The sequence below is a fragment of the Mycobacterium sp. BMJ-28 genome, assembly GCF_054404835.1.
In genome coordinates this window covers 6,256,683-6,272,871 of the sequence record NZ_CM136783.1, presented here as the reverse complement: position 1 = coordinate 6,272,871, position 16,189 = coordinate 6,256,683, and the positions used below count along the sequence as shown (strand labels likewise).

Here is a 16,189-nt window from a genome sequence, read left to right as displayed (position 1 = left end):
TGGCTGTGCACGAATCGGACGGAGTCGGGCGATGAACGTGTTGAAGCGGGTCTGGATACCGCTGATCATCGTGGTGGTGGTCGCTGTTGCATCGTTCACCGTCATGCGGGTGCGCACCTTCTTCGGGACCGGCCCCGGCTACGTGTCCACCGAGAACAGTGCCGCCGATGAGAGCGAGCCGTTCGACCCCAAGGTGGTCAAGTACGAGATCTGGGGCGAGCCGGGAGCGACCGCGAACGTCAACTACATGGATCTCGATGCCAAACCGCAGCGCGCCGACAATGTCGCGCTGCCCTGGACGCTGACGCTGAGTACCACCGCCCCCTCGGTCTTTCCCACCATCTCCGGCCAAGGCGACGGTTCGTCGCTGTCCTGCCGCATCACTGTCGACGACGAAGTCAAAGACGAACGTACCGTCGACGGTGTTGGCGCCCACACCTACTGCTTGGTGAAATCCGCATGAGTGCACCGCACGACGATCCGCCCACCGACGCCTTCAAGGCGACTCCGCATGCCACCGAGAACGAGCGGCGCGGCATCGCGAAATGGGTTCGTACCCTGGCGATTCCGATCATCATCGGCTGGATAGCGGTGGTCGCGCTGCTCAATGTCATCGTGCCGCAGCTCGAAGTGGTCGGGCAGATGAAGGCCGTGTCGATGAGCCCGGAGACGGCGCCGTCGGTGATCTCGATGAAGCGCGTCGGCGAGAACTTCCAGGAGTTCAAGTCCAACAGTTCGGCGATGGTGGTGCTGGAAAGCGACCATCAGCTCGACGACGCGGCGCACAAGTTCTACGACGAGATGATCCAGAAGCTGGAAGCCGACAAGAAGCATGTCGAGCACATCCAGGACATGTGGGGCGATCCGCTGACCGCGGCGGGTGCCCAGAGCGCCGACGGCAAGTCGACGTATGTGCAGGTGTATACCGCCGGTAACCAGGGCGAGTCACTGGCCAACGAATCGATCGACGCGGTGAAGAACGCCGTCGACAGCCTGCAGGCGCCACCCGGGCTGAAGGTCTTCGTCACCGGGCCGGCCGCCATGACGGCCGACCAGCAGATCGCCAGCGACCGCAGCCTCAAGGTGATCGAGGCGCTCACCTTCGCGGTGATCATCGTGATGATGCTGCTGATCTACCGGTCGGTGGTCTCGGTGCTGCTGACGTTGGTGATGGTGGTGCTGGGTCTGGCCGCCACCCGGGGTGCGGTGGCGTTCCTCGGCTATTACGACATCATCGGGTTGTCGACGTTCGCGACGAATCTCTTGGTGACCCTGGCCATTGCCGCGGCGACGGACTACGCGATCTTCCTGATCGGGCGTTATCAGGAAGCCCGCACCAGGGGCATGGACCGCGAGGCGGCCTACTACGACATGTATCACGGCACCGCGCACGTGATCCTGGGCTCGGGTATGACGATCGCCGGCGCGACGTTCTGCCTGCACTTCACCAAGCTGCCCTACTTCCAGTCCCTTGGTATCCCGCTGGCCGTCGGCATGGTGACGCTGGTCTTCTGCGCCCTGACGCTGGGCCCGGCGATCATCACGGTGGCCACCCGGTTCGGAAAGACGCTGGAGCCCAAGCGAAGTGCCCGCATCCGGGGTTGGCGCAAGATCGGCGCCGTCGTGGTGCGCTGGCCCGGACCGATCCTGGTCGCGACGATCGCGCTGTGCCTGGTCGGCTTGGTCGCGCTGCCCGGCTATCAGACCAACTACAACGACCGTAACTATCTGCCCGGCAACCTGCCCGCGGCCGAGGGGTACGCCGCGGCCGACCGGCATTTCAACCAGGCCCGGATGAATCCGGAGTTGCTGCTCATCGAGAGCGATCACGATCTGCGCAATTCGGCGGACTTCCTGGTGATCGACAAGATCGCCAAGGCGGTCTTCCGTACCCCCGGTATCGGGCGGGTGCAGGCCATCACCCGGCCGCAGGGCACCCCGATCGAGCACACCTCGATCCCGTTCCAGATCAGCATGCAGGGCACTTCTCAGAAGATGAACGAGAAGTACCAGCAGGACATGATGGCCAACATGCTCAAGCAGGCCGACGATATGCAGACCACCATCGACAACATGACCAAGATGTCCAACATCACGGTGCAGATGGCGGCCACCACGCATTCGATGGTCACCAAGATGAAGAACATGACCGTCGATGTCGCCGAATTGCGGGACCACATCGCCGATTTCGATGATTTCTTCCGGCCCATCCGCAACTACCTGTACTGGGAACCGCACTGCTTCGACATCCCGTCGTGCTGGGCGATCCGGTCGATCTTCGACACCCTCGACGGCATCGACACCATGACCGACGACATCCAGAACCTGATGCCGGACATGGAACGCCTGGACACCCTGATGCCGCAGATGGTCGCGCTGATGCCGTCGATGATCGCGACGATGAAGAACATGAAGACCTACATGCTGACCATGTATCAGACCCAAAAGGGCATCCAGGATCAGATGTCGGCCATGCAGGACAACTCATCGGCGATGGGCGAGGCCTTCGACGCCGCGAAGAACGACGACTCGTTCTATCTACCGCCGGAGACATTCGACAATGCCGAGTTCAAGAAGGGCATGAAGAACTTCATCTCCCCCGACGGCAAGTCGGTGCGGTTCATCATCAGCCACGACGGCGATCCGATGAGCCCAGAAGGCATCTCACACATCGAGGCGATCAAGATGGCGGCCAAGGAAGCCATCAAGGGCACCCCGCTGGAGGGCTCCAAGATCTACCTGGCCGGGACCGCAGCCACCTTCAAAGACATGCAGGAAGGCGCGAACTGGGATCTGGTCATCGCGGGCATCGCCTCGCTGTGCCTGATCTTCATCATCATGCTGATCATCACCCGGGCCGTGGTCGCCGCGGCGGTGATCGTGGGCACGGTGCTGGTGTCGCTCGGTGCGTCGTTCGGGCTGTCGGTGCTGTTGTGGCAGCACCTGCTCGGCACCCCGCTGCACTGGATGGTGCTGGCGATGTCGGTGATTATCCTGCTGGCGGTCGGCGCGGACTACAACCTGCTGTTGGTGTCGCGGTTCAAAGAGGAGATCCATGCCGGGCTGAACACCGGCATCATCCGGTCCATGGGTGGCACCGGATCGGTGGTCACGTCTGCGGGCCTGGTGTTCGCCTTCACCATGATCTCGATGGCCGTCAGTGAGCTCACCGTGATCGGACAGGTCGGTACCACGATCGGCCTGGGTCTGTTGTTCGACACGTTGATCGTGCGGTCGTTCATGACGCCGTCGATCGCCGCGCTGCTGGGCAAGTGGTTCTGGTGGCCGCAACGGGTCCGCCAGCGCCCGGTGCCGGAGAACTGGCCGGCACCCATCCAGAAGAAGCCCGAGGAGGCTCTGTCATGAAACGTGCAGTGACCGCTGTGATCGCCGGTACGGCAATCTCTCTCGCGGGTGCGGGGGTGGCGCAGGCCGATCCGTCCTATGACCGGGATCCCGACACCAACTTCGCCCACGAGTTGCACACCTACGGCATCTACGGGCAGAAGGACTACAACGCCTGGATCGGCAAACTGGTCTGCAAACGCCTGACCAACAACGTCGACCACAACGCCTTCGACTCCGCCAAATTCATCGGCGCCAACCTCGACCGGCACAACAGCACCGCCCAAAACTGGCAATTCCTGGGCTCCGCACTGAACTACTACTGCCCCGACAAACGCGTCATCCTCGACCAGGTCGCCGCCGACCAACGGCACTGAACGGAGAAATCATGATCCGCAACGCACTGCGCACCGGTATCGCCGCCGCCGCCCTGGCCGGCGCCATCACCACAGGCATCGCCACCTCCGCAGTCTCTTCCGCAGACGCCACCGACGACTACCCCATCCCCAACCGCATCCTCAAAACCCCCTGCACCGCCGAACAGATCATGGCCGCCGCCCGCGACGTCGAACCCGTCTACTACGAGCGCTACATGATCGACTACAACAACAAACCCGCCGGCGACCAACAAGGCACCCAAGACCGCATCCACTGGTTCTTCTCCATGGACTACGCCGGCCGACGCCAATACTCCGAAGACACCGCCACCAACGCCTTCTACGAACAAATGTCCTGGCGCTGGCCCAACTGGGCCAAACTGTTCTTCAACAACAAAGGCGTCGCCGCCCACACCACCGACATCTGCATGAACTACCCAGCAGGCGACATGACCGTCTGGGACTGGCACTGACCCCTGCACTGTTGCCGGCATCACTTTCGACCGGTCATCGCGGCTAGGATCACAGCCACCGCCGTGCGCGGAAAACGCTTGTCCCGTGGTGCAATTGGCCCGTGACAGTACCCGATACCGGCGGTTCCGATCTCGTCGACGGTGATATCGATGAAGGCCCGTTCAACGATGCCAAGGAACCCCCGTACCGGATCGCCGGTGCGGTATTGCTGGCCGTGGTGGTGCTGGTCTTCGGTTTGACCTGGGCGCAGTTCCGTGGGTATTTCGATGAGAAGGCCTCGCTGGTGGTGATGGCCGAGCGGGCCGGGTTGTCGATGGATCCGGGTTCGAAGGTGACGTTCAATGGGGTGCCGATCGGGCGGTTGAAGTCGGCGGGTGTGGTGACCGACGGCGAGGAGTCGCGGGCCAAGCTGCTGTTGGATGTGGAGCCGCAGTATCTGCACATGATTCCGGCGAATGTGGATGCCGAGTTGCGGGCGACGACGGTGTTCGGCAACAAGTACATTTCGTTCATTTCGCCGGCGAATCCGTCCTCGGACAAGTTGAAGCCGGGTGCGACGATCACCGCCAACAGCACCACGACCGAGTTCAATACGTTGTTCGAGACGATCATGGGGATTGCCCAGCAGTTGGATCCGGTGAAGTTGAATCAGACGTTGACCGCGGCGGCGCAGGCGTTGGACGGGTTGGGTGACAAGTTCGGTCAGTCGTTGGTCAATAGCAATGACATTTTGGGTGAGTTGAATGCGCGGATGCCGCAGATCCGTAGGGATACGCGGGGTTTGGCGGATTTGTCGACGGTGTATGCGGGTGCGGCTCCGGATTTGTTCGATGGTTTGAAGAGTGCGGTGACTACGGCGCGGACGTTGAATGCCGAGCGGGGCACGATTGATGCGGCGTTGATGTCGGCGGTGGGGTTCGGTAACAATGCCGGCGATGTGTTCGAGCGTGGTGGTCCGTATCTGGTGCGTGGTGCGCAGGATCTGCTTCCGACGAGCAAGCTGCTGGACTACTACAGCCCGGCACTGCTGTGCACGCTGCGCAATTTCCACGATGTCGCCCCCCGCTTCGCCGACATGCTCGGCGGGAACGGATACTCGCTGGTGCTGGCGGACGAACTCGTCGGCGCCGGCAATGGGTATGTGTTTCCCGACAACCTGCCCAGGGTGAACGCCAGCGGCGGGCCGGAAGGCCGCCCGGGCTGCTGGCAGCCGATCACCCGGGACCTCTGGCCCGCACCGTATCTGGTGATGGACACCGGCGCCAGCATCGCGCCCTACAACCACTTCGAGCTCGGCCAGCCACTGGCGTCGGAGTACGTCTGGGGCCGCCAGGTGGGCGAGCGCACCATCAACCCGTGAACTCCGGCATGGACTAGGTTGACCGGGTGGCTCGTCCCAAACGCTCGAGCGCCACCGCCGTGGCGATCCTGACCCTGATCGGCGCGGTGCTGTGCACCCTGTCGATCGGCGGAGTCCTGCTGTACCCGTATTTCGTGCTGCGGCCGTGGTTTTACCACCCGGTGCCGTTCGGCGTGCCCGGCTTCGTGCTGCTGGCCGTGGCCTGCTGGCTGGGATTCGGCCGCGCGGTGCTGAAATGGGCCGGCGCGGCGGTGTGTCTGTGCATCGGTGCGCTGGTGGGTTTCGTCGGCTGGTTCGCATCGGCGTATGCCAGTCCGATGCACGCGGTGGGCACCTTTCAGGCACCCGATGGCAGCGCGGAAGTGGTGGCCTACCAGAGCACGGCCGGATTCGCACCGGACATGACGTGGGAACTGCGGCTGCACACCCGGCGCGGCCCGCTGTCCCGGGAGAGCGACCTTGGCTGCGTCAACTCGGATGTGATGTCGCTGAACGTCATTCAATGGATCGACCCCCGCACGGTGCGGGTGGGCCTGTCCCAGGGTGGGGTCATCGACATCGTTGTCGATGACCAGGGCAAGCCCAACCGCACCGTCGATGGGGGCTGCTAGCTGAGGTGATGCACCTCCTGCTGGCCGTATACCGGGGTGGGCAGACCTTCGTGGCGGGCCTTGAGTTGCAGCGCCAGGTACAGCGAATAGTGCCGGGACTGATGCAGATTCCCGCCGTGGAACCAGAGGTTCTCCTGTTGGGTCGGCTTCCACATGTTGCGCTGCTCGCCCTCCCACGGTCCGGGATCCTTGGTGGTGTCCGACCCCAGGCCCCACACCTTGCCCACCTTGTCGGCGACGTCCTGGCCGATCAGGTCGGCGGCCCAGCCGTTCATCGAGCCGAAGCCGGTGGCATAGATGACCACATCGGCGGGTAGCTCCGTACCGTCTTTCAGCACAACGGAATTCGCGGTCAGGTGTGATACGTCGCCGTGGGCCAGCTTGATGCTGCCGTCGGCGACCAGCTCGCAGGCGCCGACGTCGATGTAGTAGCCCGAACCGCGGCGCAGGTACTTCATGAACAAACCCGAGCCGTCGTCACCCCAGTCCAGGTCGAACCCCGCGGCCTCCAGGCGCGCATAGAAGTCCTTGTCCCGCTCGCGGATCGCGTCGTAGATCGGAATCTGGAACTGGTGCATGATCCGGTAGGGCAACGACGCGAACGTCAGGTCAGCCTTCTCCGTCGTCATGCCCGCGGCCAGGGCGCGTTCCGAATACAGGTCGCCCAGGCCGAGGTCCATCAACGAATCCGACTTCACGATGTGCGTCGACGAGCGCTGCACCATAGTGACGTCGACGTCGTTCTCGAACAGCGCCTTGCAGATGTCGTGCGCGGAGTTGTTGGCGCCGATCACCACCGCACGCTTGCCGGCGTACTGATCGGGACCGGGATGGTGGCTGGAATGGTGCTGGTCCCCGAGGAACTCGTGCTGCCCGGGGAACGACGGCACATTCGGTTTGCCCGACATGCCGGTGGCCAGCACCAGATGCGCCGGCCGCAGCGTCACCATCTCGCCGTCGCGGTTCACCTCGACGGTCCAGCGCTTGTCCGCCTCGCTGTAGGTGGCCGCCGCACACGTCGTCTTCGACCAGTAGGGCACCTCCATCACCCTGGTGTAGAACTCCAGCCAGTCACCGATCTTGTCCTTGGGGGCGAACACCGGCCAGTTTTGCGGGAACGGCAGATAGGGCAGGTGGTCGTACCACACCGGGTCGTGCAGGCACAGCGACTTGTAGCGCTTGCGCCACTGATCGCCGGGCCGATCGTGGCGGTCGATGACGATGGCGGGCACCCCGAGCTGGCGGAGCCGGGCGCCCAGCGCGATCCCGCCCTGACCGCCACCGACGACCACGACATAGGGCTGTTCGGAGTAGCCCAACGTGAGGTCCTCGTCGAGGCGCTTCTCCGCCCAGGACCGGGTGTCGGGGTCCGATCCGTGCACCGCACCGAGCACCCGGTTGGCGCCCTTGCGCTCCTCATGGCCTTTGAGCTCCTGCAGCGTCGTCAGCAGCGTCCAGGCCTTGTCCTCACCCGACTCGGTCCGCAGCCGCAGGTGTCCCACCCCGCGCCCGACCGCGGTCTCGAACTCGATGAAGGCCGTCGTCACGTCACCGTCCTGGGTGGGGGTCTCGCGGGTGCGGAAGCCGGACGGATCGGTGCCGGACAGCTGAGTCCGCAACATCTGGCCGATGGCGTCGCGCCCCTCCAGGGTCTTGAGGTTCCAGGTGAAGGACACCAGGTCCCGCCAGAAACTGTCGACGGCGAACATTGCGACGGTGCGGTCGATATCGCGGGTGGCCAGGGCGTGCTCGAACTCGGTCAGCCAGGCGTCCACCCGCTCCTGCGGGGACAGAACGGCGGACGGGGCAACGGGAAGGTCAGCGATCTGCGTCATGTGAGCCAGCACACACCCTGGTGCCGCGGGCTCACAAGGGTTGCGAGGGGTTGCAGCCGTCGGCATCGCCGCAGCCCTCGCAGGCCTGCAACCCCCTGCAACTCTTTCGGATGTGTGCCACGCCACATACAACGGTGACATGAAAGCAGCTGTGTACTACGGACCGAACAAGCTCGACGTCACCGAGGTGGCCATCCCGGAGCCCGGTCCCGGCACCGTGCAGATCAAGGTCGGGTTCAACGGCATCTGCGGGACGGACCTGCACGAATACTTCGCCGGCCCGATCTTCGTGCCCACCGAACCGCATCCGCTGACCGGGCAGCAGCTGCCGCTGGTGATGGGCCACGAATTCGCCGGCACCATCACCGCCGTCGGATCCGGGGTGCGGGGCTGGGCCGAGGGTGACCGGGTCGCGGTCGAACCCATCTACCGATGCGGCCACTGCGGCCCCTGCCGAGCGGGCAACTACAACATCTGCGCGCAGATCGGTTTTCACGGCCTGATGTCTGACGGCGGCATGGCCGAATACACGGTCGTGCCCACCGACATGCTGCACAAGCTGCCCGACACCGTCTCCCTGGAACTCGGCGCGCTGGTCGAGCCGATGTCGGTGGCCTATCACGCGGCCACCCTGGGCGAACCGCGTCCCGACGGCACCGCCATGGTGTTCGGTGCGGGCCCGATCGGCATCGGACTGTGGTTCGCCCTGCGCGGCAAGGGGCTGGACGACATCTACGTCGTCGAACCGGCCGTCACTCGGCGTGCCGCGATCGAGGCGCTGGGCGCGCGCACGCTGGACCCGGCCGCGGTCGATGTGCCGGCGTTCATCGCCGATCACACCTCGGGCCGGGGTGCCGACGCCGTCTACGACGCTGCCGGGGTGGCACCCGCGGTGGAAACGGCTCTGGCCTGTGTGGGCGCGCGGCGGCCGATGGTCAGCGTCGCGATCTACGAGAAGCCTTTGACCACACCGCTGTTGCGGTTGGTGATGAACGAATCCCGGATCCAGGGGTCGCTGTGTTACACCGCTGCCGATTTCGAAGCGGTCATCGACCTGATGGCCCGCGGCGCCTACGACACCACCGGTTGGGTGACGGCGATCGGCATCGATGACGTGGTGGACGAGGGATTCGAGGCGCTGCACGCCGGCGCCAAGATGAAGGTCCTCGTCGACCCGGCCAAGTGAAAGGCACTGCTATGACACGCACCATCGATGCGCCGCTACTGGACAAGGTCGCCGTGGTGACCGGCGCGGGCCGCGGAATCGGCCGGGGTATCGCACTCGAGCTGGCCCGGCAGGGGGCGGATATCGCCCTGGTGGACGTCCATCGGGACGGCCTCGACTGCGTAGCCGACGAGATCGCCGAAATCGGGTCGAAAGCAACAACGTTCGTGGCCGACGTCTCGAACCGGGACGAGGTGTTCGCAGCGGTCGCGCACGCCGCCTCCGCTCTCGGCGGCTTCGACGTGATGGTGAACAACGCCGGTATCGCCTTGGTGGGACCGCTCGCGGAGGTGACCCCGCACCAACTCCGCCGCCTGTGGGCCATCAATGTCGACGGCGTGCTGTGGGGGATACAGGCCGCGGTCGCCAAGTTCAAGGAGCTCGGGAACCAGGAGAAGGGCAAGATCAGCAAGATCATCAATGCCTCCTCCATCGCGGGACATGAGGGGTTCGCGATGCTCGGGCCCTACAGCGCCACCAAGTTCGCGGTCCGGGCGCTGACCCAGGCTGCGGCCAAGGAGCACGCCGCCGACGGCATCACCGTCAACGCGTACTGCCCCGGCGTGGTCGGCACGGACATGTGGATCGAGATCGACAAGAGATTCGCCGAACTGACCGGTGCGGCCGAAGGGGAGACGTTCGAGAAGTTCGCGGCGACCATCGCGCTGGGCCGGCCCGAGACGCCTGGCGATGTCGCCGGCTTCGTCGGCTATCTGGCCGGGCCGGGCGCGGACTACATGACCGGGCAGGCCGGGCTGATCGACGGCGGCATGGTGTACCGCTGAGGGGCCCTCGTGACACGGTGTGTGACGGGGAGCACAATCGGTGGTAATGGCCGGTTCGTCGATACCCGAACCCGCGGTCGCGCTCGGTGACGACCCGCGGAGCTACGCCATGTTGCTCTCCGAGGTGTACGACGCCACGATGGCCGGTGCGCGCTCCCCGGCCAAACCGCGCCAGGTCATCGAGGAGTCCTGGAAAAGATTGCTGGGCAGTGGGATTGATCCCGAGCATCACAGCCCACCCGACGTGGACCGCAGTGGCCTTGATTTGCTGAGGCACACCTCCGGGCTGCTGGCGGTGCTCGACGACATCTCCCGCGGCCTGGAATCGGTGCTGGCCGACGGCAACAACATCCTGGTGGTCGCCGACGCGCGCGGGCGGGTGCTGTGGCGGTCCGGGGCGCCCCGGGTGCTCATGCAGGCCGACCGGCTGGGTTTCATCGAGGGCGCCAACTGGGGTGAGACGTCGGTCGGCACCAACGCGATCGGCACCGCACTGGTGTCCAGGCGTGCGGTGCAGATCTTCTCCGCCGAACATTTCCTGCGCAGCCATCACACCTGGACGTGCGCCGGTGCGCCGATCCGGGATCCGCGCACCGGCCATGTGATCGGCGCCGTCGACGTGTCGGGCCCGGTGTCGACGGTGCACCCGACCACCATCGCGCTGGTCGACCTGGTGGCGAGGCTGGCCGAATCCCAGCTGCGGCAGGCGCATGACCGCACGCTGAACCAGTTGCGCGCCGTTGCCGCCCCGATTCTGGCCAGGATGGCCGCCCCGGCGCTCGCCGTGGATGTCGACGGCTGGGTCGCCGCAGTCGGTGCGCTACCCCCGCATCATCGAATCATGCTGCCGCAGAACGTGACAGCAGGCCGCACGTGGCTGCCGGCGCTGGGTTCCTGTGACCTGGAACCGCTCAGCGGTGGCTGGCTGGTCCGCCCGGTCGACGCCGAGGACGGTGCGCCGGCGTCGACCCGGGCGACCTTGGACCTGCGCGATGCCTCCAACCCGACGCTGGAGATGGCCGGCCAGTTCGGGTCATGGCGGCGTGACATCTCACAGCGGCATGCCGAGATCCTGTATGTGCTGGCCACCCGGAGGTCGGGCCGTTCCGCCCCGGAACTGGCCGAGGATCTCTACGGTGACCGCAGTCGGGTGGTCACGGTCAGGGCCGAGATGTCGCGGATCCGAAAGCAATTGATGGGCCTGATCGCCGCGCAGCCCTACCGGTTCGCCGACACCGTGGAGCTGGATGTGCGGTATCCCGACGATATGCGCGGCCTGCTGGCCGCGTCGAACGCACCGGCGATCCGGGCGGCCCGCCCGGGCTGACCGCAGTTCAGCCGAGCAGGATCTGGCTCAGCCGGGTGGTGGTGGCGACGCCGTCGTCATAACCGCCCTGTCCGCCGAGGGCGTTCATCACGGCGAGGGTGAACCGCTGACCCGGTCCGGCGAATCCGACGGAATTGATCACCCAACCGCCCTGCTCCTGTGACCAGCCGTTCTTGTTACCCGGATTCATCGCGGGACCGGCACCCCAGACGCCCCACTGCTGATCGGTACTGACCCGCTGCATCTCGCTCGCGATCGCCGCGGCATCCGAGGAATTCATCTGGCCGAGAATGTAATTCATCAGCCGGTCCAGATCGCTGGCAGTCGACTTCTGAAAACCCCAGTACGGGAACACATCCGAGAACCCCGGCTGTGGCTGCAGTGCGGTGAGGCCGTACCGCGGGAAGTCGGCGTTGAACGCGCGGTGGTCTGGACCGCCGTAACGCGACCACAAGGTGTCGGCGGCGTCGTTGTCCGAATCGCGCAACATCGCGATCATCAGCTGCCGGTCGGCTGCCGAAAGCCGCAGCGCTCCCGCGCGTTCGCGGGTCAGCAGGTCAACCACCATGGCGAGCTTGATGGTGGAGGCGGTCCAGATCATCGAGTCGGCGTTCGGGTTGGCGTAACGCTGTCCGGTGCTGCGGTCGCGCAGCACGTAGCCGACCACGCCGGGGCGCGAGGCCAGGTAGGTGTTCGCCGCGGCGATACGGGACGGCAGGTCGCAATTCTGGTCGTCGCACGCGGCCCGCGCTTGAGGCGCAACGAATCCCGTCAACGAGAACAGGGTGGCTGCGACCACCGCCAGACGAATCATGCGTGCACCCACGCAGCACACGGTATACGTCCATCCACCGGTGGGCGGCCCGGCGCGCCAATCAGCCGGTCTGCGGCTGGGCGGTGTAAGAGGACATGGACAGCGAACCGTAGGTGTACCCGTCGATCAGTCGCGAGGCCGGTGTATCCGATGCCGCGAGCAGCCCGGCGAAGTACAGGGCCGGGATGAAATGGTCGGGGGTGGGCACGGCGGCGGCGTAGTCGCGATGCTCGGTGAGCCGGACCAGGTCGGCCGGGGTCTCGGCGAGCAGTTCCCGGGCGGCGTCGTCGAACCTTGCGGCCCAATCGAATCCGGAATCCGGCGTGCCGGGGTTCATGGCCCGCAGATTGTGCACGATGTTGCCGCTGCCGGCGATCAGGACACCGCGCTCGCGCAGCGGGGCCAGCCGGGCACCCAGGTCGAGGTGGTAGTCCAGCGGCTTCTCGGCGTTGATCGACAGCTGGACGACGGGAATGTCGGCCGCGGGGAAGGCGTGCGCCAACACCGACCAGGTGCCGTGGTCGATGCCCCAGCTGTCCACATCGGCGCCGACCCAGGTGGGTTCGACGACATCGGCGATCTCGCCGGCCAGATCCGGTAAACCCGGTGCCGGATATTGCATTTCGAAGAGTTCGTCCGGGAATCCGTAGAAGTCGTGAATGGTGCGCGGCCGACGCATCGCGGTGACCGCGGTGGCGTTGATGTACCAGTGTGCACTGATCACCAGGATGGCGCGCGGTCGTGGCACTGACGCCCCGAACTGCTGCCAGGACGAGGTGTACCGGTTGCTTTCCAGTGCGTTCATCGGGCTGCCGTGCCCGAAGAAGGCGGCGGGAAGCGTGCTCATGTCTTCAGTCTCCTCCCGTCGTCCGGTTGGTGATGGGTGACGGTCCCCGACGGCTCCGCCGGAGGCGGCAGAACCAACGATTGAACGCGGAAGTACCGCTCGGTGAAGTCCTCCGGATCGAGCGGCTCGCCATCTTCGACCAGCCACTTGATCAACAGCGCGGTGCTGCCGCCGACGTACGTGGTGGTCAGATCCGCGATCGTGGCGGCGCTGACGGTGTCGCCGAACTGTAGGGCCAGACTCTCGTGTGTGATGGGAGACAGGAAGTGGGCGAGCTCGCGGCTCAGCGGCAAGCCGCCGGCGCTCAGTAGCACGGGCCGATAGAACGCCCGGTGCCCGGCGAAGTGCCGGGCGTTGGTCAGCACTCGGGCCCGGCCCCGGGGCAGCGACTCCAGCGCCGGGATCAACTCGCGCCGGACGAGGTCGAGGGCGGTGCCCAGGAGCAGTGCGTCGCGGTCGCCGAACTGCTGGTAGGCGGCCTTTCGGCTGACGTTGGCGGCTTCGGCGATATCGGACATCGTGACTGCGGCGGTGCCGCGCTCCGACACCAGATCGAGGGCGGCTCGCATCAGAACGGCGCGCGTGCGCTGGGCGCGGGGATCGCGGGCCGGTTCCGGGCGAGCGGTGAGAACCATGGCTCGATTATGGGACTTCAGCTCACTAAGTAACAGGTGTTTCCTAGTTCTGTTAGGGTAGCTAGGTAACAGATGTTACCGAGATGCTGACCGTGACCCCTGGGTGGGTCCGGGCCGGAAGGAGTCCACCGTGCCGCCGACGACCCCGAACGTCCTGGAAGACGTGGATTTCTTCCAGGATCCACGCTTGATCGCCGATCCTTATCCGCTGCTCGAAAGCATGCGATCCAGCAACCCCGTACTGCGCGAACCCACTCACGGTGTCCTGGTGGTCACCGGATATGACGAGGTGCACACCGTGGTCAACGACCCCGGGGCGTTCTCGTCGTGCAACTCCACCACCGGACCGGTCCCCGGATTTCCGGTGCCGCTCGACGGACTGGACGGCGCGGTCGTCGGTGCGCTCATCGACGCGCATCGTGATGAGTTGCCCTTCAGCGATCAGCTGCCGTCGATGGATCCGCCGACGCACACCGCGCACCGGTCGCTGCTTGCCCGCCTGATCACCCCGAAGCGGTTGAAGGAGAACGAGGAGTACATCTGGCGATTGGCCGACCAGGTACTCGAACCATACGTGGCCGGCGGTGGCGGCGAGTTCATCAGCAAGGTGGGCAATCCCGTCGCGCTCCTGGTCATCGCGGACCTGCTCGGCGTCCCGCACGAGGACCGTCCCGAGCTCACGGAAAGGCTGACCGGTGACGTGTCCCTGGGCAGCACCGAGGACAGCGTGATGGCGCATGCGCCGCTGGAGTTCCTCTACGAGCGGTTCTCCGACTACATCGAGGAACGCCGCCACGAGCCGCGCGGCGATGTGCTGACCGAGATGGCCCGCGCCACATTTTCCGACGGGTCGACACCGCAGGTGATCGACGTGGTGCGGGTGGCTGCCAATCTGTTCTCGGCGGGTCAGGAAACCACCGTGCGCCTGCTGTCCTCGGCGTTGAAGATCCTGGCCGAGAATGCCGCCTTGCAGGAGCACCTGCGCCGAACTCCGGAGCGCATCCCCGATTTCATCGAGGAGACACTGCGTTTCGAGAGCCCGATCAGGGGTGACTTCCGGCTGGCCCGTGCGACGAAGACGGTGGGTGACGTCGAGATCACGGCCGGTACCACCGTGATGGTCCACTACGGCGCGGCCAATCGCGACCCCCGTCAGTTCGAGAACCCCAACACGTTCGATCTCGACCGGCACAACGCCCGCCGGCACATCGCATTCGGCCGCGGTGTGCACAGCTGCATCGGTGCGCCGCTGGCCCGCGCCGAAGCCAAGGCGGTGGTAGAGCGAATCCTGCGGAACACCAGCGCGATCGAAATCGACACCAACAGGCACGGTGAAGCGGGCAGCCGGCGTTACGACTACTTACCGACGTACATCTTGCGCGGGCTGACCGACCTGCATTTGGTGGTGACATCGGCATGAGGGTCACCGTCGACGACGACGCCTGCGCCGGTCATGGAATCTGCGTCGGGTTGTGCCCGGAAGTGTTCACCCTCACCGGTACCGGTTACGCGGAAGCTGTCCGTGCCGAAGTTCCTGCGCGTGCCGAAGGCGCTGTGGCCGAGGCCGTCTCGCAGTGTCCCGAACGTGCAATCCACACCACATATTGAAAGAGGGATCATGGCAATAGATTTCGACCGCAGCGACCGAACGGCATTCGACCTGTCCGGAAAGGTGGTGGTCATTGTCGGGGGTGGACAGATGCCGGGGCCCAAGCTGGGCAATGGCCGCGCAAGCGCCATCCTGGCCGCACGTCACGGAGCGGAAGTGGTGGCCGTCGACCGCAATGTCGAGGCCGCGCAGGAGACAGTGGATCTGATCACCACTGAGGGCGGGAACGCCTACGCGGTGCACGCCGATGTCGCGGAAGAACAAGAGTGTCAACGGATCTTCGATACCGTGACGCAGCGCAGTGGCCGGGTGGACGGCATGGTCTACAGCGTGGCGATCAACCCGCCGTTCGATCGGCTGAACAACTCGATGACCACCGCCGACTTCGACCGCGGGATCAACGTGAACATGCTCGGCTGCTATTACTGCAACTTGTTCGCCGCTCAGGCGATGGAGAAGAACGACGGTGACACCACCGGGAGCATCGTCAACATCTCGTCGATAGCCAGCATCAAGAACGAACTGGGGCTGAACATCGGCATCATGCCCTACGCGCTGGGCAAGTGCGGCCTGAACTACATCACCGAACTGACCGCGGCCCAATATGCCGGCGCCGGTATCCGGGCCAACACCTTGATGCTGGGACCGATCGACTCGCAGCTCGGCAACACCGATTCGCAGTCGTTGTTCGGCTTCGATCCCGATGAGGTCGATCAGGCGTACCAGGATGTGGTGAAGCTGAAGATGGGCCGGGCCGCGGCGTGGGAGACCGGCTACGCCGTGCTGTACCTCCTGGCTGATGAGTCGCGGTTCATGACAGGTCAGCAGATCCGGCTCGACGGAGGCGCGACCTTGGTGCGCTGAGATCCGCCGGGGTTGTGACGGGGATCTCCGACGTAGGTCTTGCGGTACCGACGTACCAAATTAGGCTGCCCTTACTCAACG

General features: G+C 65.2%; 16 protein-coding genes. 12 read left to right on the top strand and 4 right to left on the bottom strand.

Annotated features, from left to right (window positions below; genetic code table 11):
- Positions 1-31: 31 nt before the first annotated feature.
- The 6 genes from ACXPWS_RS30960 (at position 32) to ACXPWS_RS30935 (ending at position 6,167) form a co-directional block, all read left to right on the top strand.
- Positions 32-463: an MmpS family transport accessory protein gene (locus ACXPWS_RS30960; RefSeq protein ID WP_458710306.1), complete on the top strand. Its 432-nt coding sequence runs from the start codon at positions 32-34 to the stop codon at positions 461-463.
- Positions 460-3,366, top strand: a complete 2,907-nt coding sequence (locus ACXPWS_RS30955; RefSeq protein WP_458710305.1) for an MMPL/RND family transporter — start codon at positions 460-462, stop codon at positions 3,364-3,366. Before ACXPWS_RS30960 ends, ACXPWS_RS30955 begins: the two co-directional genes overlap by 4 nt.
- Complete coding sequence (locus tag ACXPWS_RS30950) at positions 3,363-3,722, top strand: DUF732 domain-containing protein (RefSeq protein ID WP_458710304.1); 360 nt, start codon at positions 3,363-3,365, stop codon at positions 3,720-3,722. The genes ACXPWS_RS30955 and ACXPWS_RS30950 overlap by 4 nt, the downstream gene beginning before the upstream one ends.
- 11 nt (positions 3,723-3,733) lie before the next feature.
- A complete protein-coding gene (locus ACXPWS_RS30945) occupies positions 3,734-4,195 on the top strand; it encodes a DUF5078 domain-containing protein (RefSeq protein ID WP_458709925.1) in 462 nt (153 codons plus the stop codon).
- A 146-nt stretch (positions 4,196-4,341) separates the two neighbouring features.
- Positions 4,342-5,556 (top strand): MCE family protein, encoded by a 1,215-nt coding sequence (locus tag ACXPWS_RS30940; RefSeq protein ID WP_458713765.1) that lies wholly within the window; start codon positions 4,342-4,344, stop codon positions 5,554-5,556.
- Positions 5,557-5,582: 26 nt separating this feature from the next.
- Complete coding sequence (locus ACXPWS_RS30935) at positions 5,583-6,167, top strand: hypothetical protein (protein ID WP_458710303.1); 585 nt, start codon at positions 5,583-5,585, stop codon at positions 6,165-6,167.
- Here ACXPWS_RS30935 and ACXPWS_RS30930 read toward each other — a convergent pair.
- On the bottom strand, positions 6,164-8,002 hold the full coding sequence (locus ACXPWS_RS30930) for an NAD(P)-binding domain-containing protein (RefSeq protein WP_458710302.1): 1,839 nt from the start codon (positions 8,000-8,002) through the stop codon (positions 6,164-6,166). The two genes, ACXPWS_RS30935 and ACXPWS_RS30930, sit on opposite strands and share 4 nt — an antisense overlap.
- A 139-nt stretch (positions 8,003-8,141) precedes the next feature.
- Here ACXPWS_RS30930 and ACXPWS_RS30925 point away from each other — a divergent pair, with 139 nt between their 5' ends.
- Genes ACXPWS_RS30925 through ACXPWS_RS30915 form a run of 3 tightly spaced genes read left to right on the top strand, consistent with a single transcriptional unit; the run spans position 8,142 to position 11,339 of the window.
- Positions 8,142-9,188 (top strand): 2,3-butanediol dehydrogenase, encoded by a 1,047-nt coding sequence (locus ACXPWS_RS30925; protein WP_458710301.1) that lies wholly within the window; start codon positions 8,142-8,144, stop codon positions 9,186-9,188.
- A gap of 11 nt (positions 9,189-9,199) precedes the next feature.
- A complete protein-coding gene (locus ACXPWS_RS30920) occupies positions 9,200-10,012 on the top strand; it encodes an acetoin reductase (RefSeq protein WP_458710300.1) in 813 nt (270 codons plus the stop codon).
- Between the two features lie 46 nt (positions 10,013-10,058).
- Positions 10,059-11,339 (top strand): GAF domain-containing protein, encoded by a 1,281-nt coding sequence (locus ACXPWS_RS30915; RefSeq protein ID WP_458710299.1) that lies wholly within the window; start codon positions 10,059-10,061, stop codon positions 11,337-11,339.
- Positions 11,340-11,346: 7 nt separating this feature from the next.
- Here the strand turns inward: ACXPWS_RS30915 and ACXPWS_RS30910 are convergent, their stop codons facing one another.
- From ACXPWS_RS30910 to ACXPWS_RS30900, 3 genes are all read right to left on the bottom strand, one after another.
- Positions 11,347-12,153, bottom strand: a complete 807-nt coding sequence (locus tag ACXPWS_RS30910; RefSeq protein ID WP_458713764.1) for a serine hydrolase — start codon at positions 12,151-12,153, stop codon at positions 11,347-11,349.
- Positions 12,154-12,214: 61 nt separating this feature from the next.
- Positions 12,215-13,000 (bottom strand): 4,5-DOPA-extradiol-dioxygenase, encoded by a 786-nt coding sequence (gene ygiD / locus ACXPWS_RS30905; RefSeq protein ID WP_458710298.1) that lies wholly within the window; start codon positions 12,998-13,000, stop codon positions 12,215-12,217.
- Positions 12,997-13,635, bottom strand: a complete 639-nt coding sequence (locus tag ACXPWS_RS30900) for a TetR/AcrR family transcriptional regulator (protein ID WP_458710297.1) — start codon at positions 13,633-13,635, stop codon at positions 12,997-12,999. Before ACXPWS_RS30900 ends, ygiD begins: the two co-directional genes overlap by 4 nt.
- Before the next feature lie 130 nt (positions 13,636-13,765).
- On the opposite strand from ACXPWS_RS30900, the gene ACXPWS_RS30895 reads away from it, so the two are divergent.
- From ACXPWS_RS30895 to ACXPWS_RS30885, 3 genes are read left to right on the top strand one after another with little or no spacing between them, the layout of a single operon-like run.
- Entirely contained in the window at positions 13,766-15,055 is a 1,290-nt protein-coding gene (locus ACXPWS_RS30895) for a cytochrome P450 (RefSeq protein ID WP_458710296.1), read from the top strand.
- Positions 15,052-15,243, top strand: coding sequence for a ferredoxin (locus ACXPWS_RS30890; RefSeq protein WP_458710295.1), 192 nt, complete (start codon positions 15,052-15,054; stop codon positions 15,241-15,243). The genes ACXPWS_RS30895 and ACXPWS_RS30890 overlap by 4 nt, the downstream gene beginning before the upstream one ends.
- A gap of 10 nt (positions 15,244-15,253) precedes the next feature.
- On the top strand, positions 15,254-16,108 hold the full coding sequence (locus tag ACXPWS_RS30885; RefSeq protein WP_458710294.1) for an SDR family NAD(P)-dependent oxidoreductase: 855 nt from the start codon (positions 15,254-15,256) through the stop codon (positions 16,106-16,108).
- Positions 16,109-16,189 lie beyond the last annotated feature (81 nt).

Excerpts from the sequence above, each read along its gene's own strand:
- ACXPWS_RS30930 (WP_458710302.1), bottom strand. The coding sequence starts at position 8,002 with ATGACGCAGATCGCTGACCTTCCCGTTGCCCCGTCCGCCGTTCTGTCC.
- ACXPWS_RS30885 (WP_458710294.1), top strand. The coding sequence starts at position 15,254 with ATGGCAATAGATTTCGACCGCAGCGACCGAACGGCATTCGACCTGTCC.
- ACXPWS_RS30950 (WP_458710304.1), top strand. The coding sequence starts at position 3,363 with ATGAAACGTGCAGTGACCGCTGTGATCGCCGGTACGGCAATCTCTCTC.
- ACXPWS_RS30920 (WP_458710300.1), top strand. The coding sequence starts at position 9,200 with ATGACACGCACCATCGATGCGCCGCTACTGGACAAGGTCGCCGTGGTG.
- ACXPWS_RS30960 (WP_458710306.1), top strand. The coding sequence starts at position 32 with ATGAACGTGTTGAAGCGGGTCTGGATACCGCTGATCATCGTGGTGGTG.
- ACXPWS_RS30890 (WP_458710295.1), top strand. The coding sequence starts at position 15,052 with ATGAGGGTCACCGTCGACGACGACGCCTGCGCCGGTCATGGAATCTGC.
- ACXPWS_RS30925 (WP_458710301.1), top strand. The coding sequence starts at position 8,142 with ATGAAAGCAGCTGTGTACTACGGACCGAACAAGCTCGACGTCACCGAG.
- ACXPWS_RS30900 (WP_458710297.1), bottom strand. The coding sequence starts at position 13,635 with ATGGTTCTCACCGCTCGCCCGGAACCGGCCCGCGATCCCCGCGCCCAG.
- ygiD (WP_458710298.1), bottom strand. The coding sequence starts at position 13,000 with ATGAGCACGCTTCCCGCCGCCTTCTTCGGGCACGGCAGCCCGATGAAC.
- ACXPWS_RS30915 (WP_458710299.1), top strand. The coding sequence starts at position 10,059 with ATGGCCGGTTCGTCGATACCCGAACCCGCGGTCGCGCTCGGTGACGAC.
- ACXPWS_RS30910 (WP_458713764.1), bottom strand. The coding sequence starts at position 12,153 with ATGATTCGTCTGGCGGTGGTCGCAGCCACCCTGTTCTCGTTGACGGGA.
- ACXPWS_RS30955 (WP_458710305.1), top strand. The coding sequence starts at position 460 with ATGAGTGCACCGCACGACGATCCGCCCACCGACGCCTTCAAGGCGACT.
- ACXPWS_RS30945 (WP_458709925.1), top strand. The coding sequence starts at position 3,734 with ATGATCCGCAACGCACTGCGCACCGGTATCGCCGCCGCCGCCCTGGCC.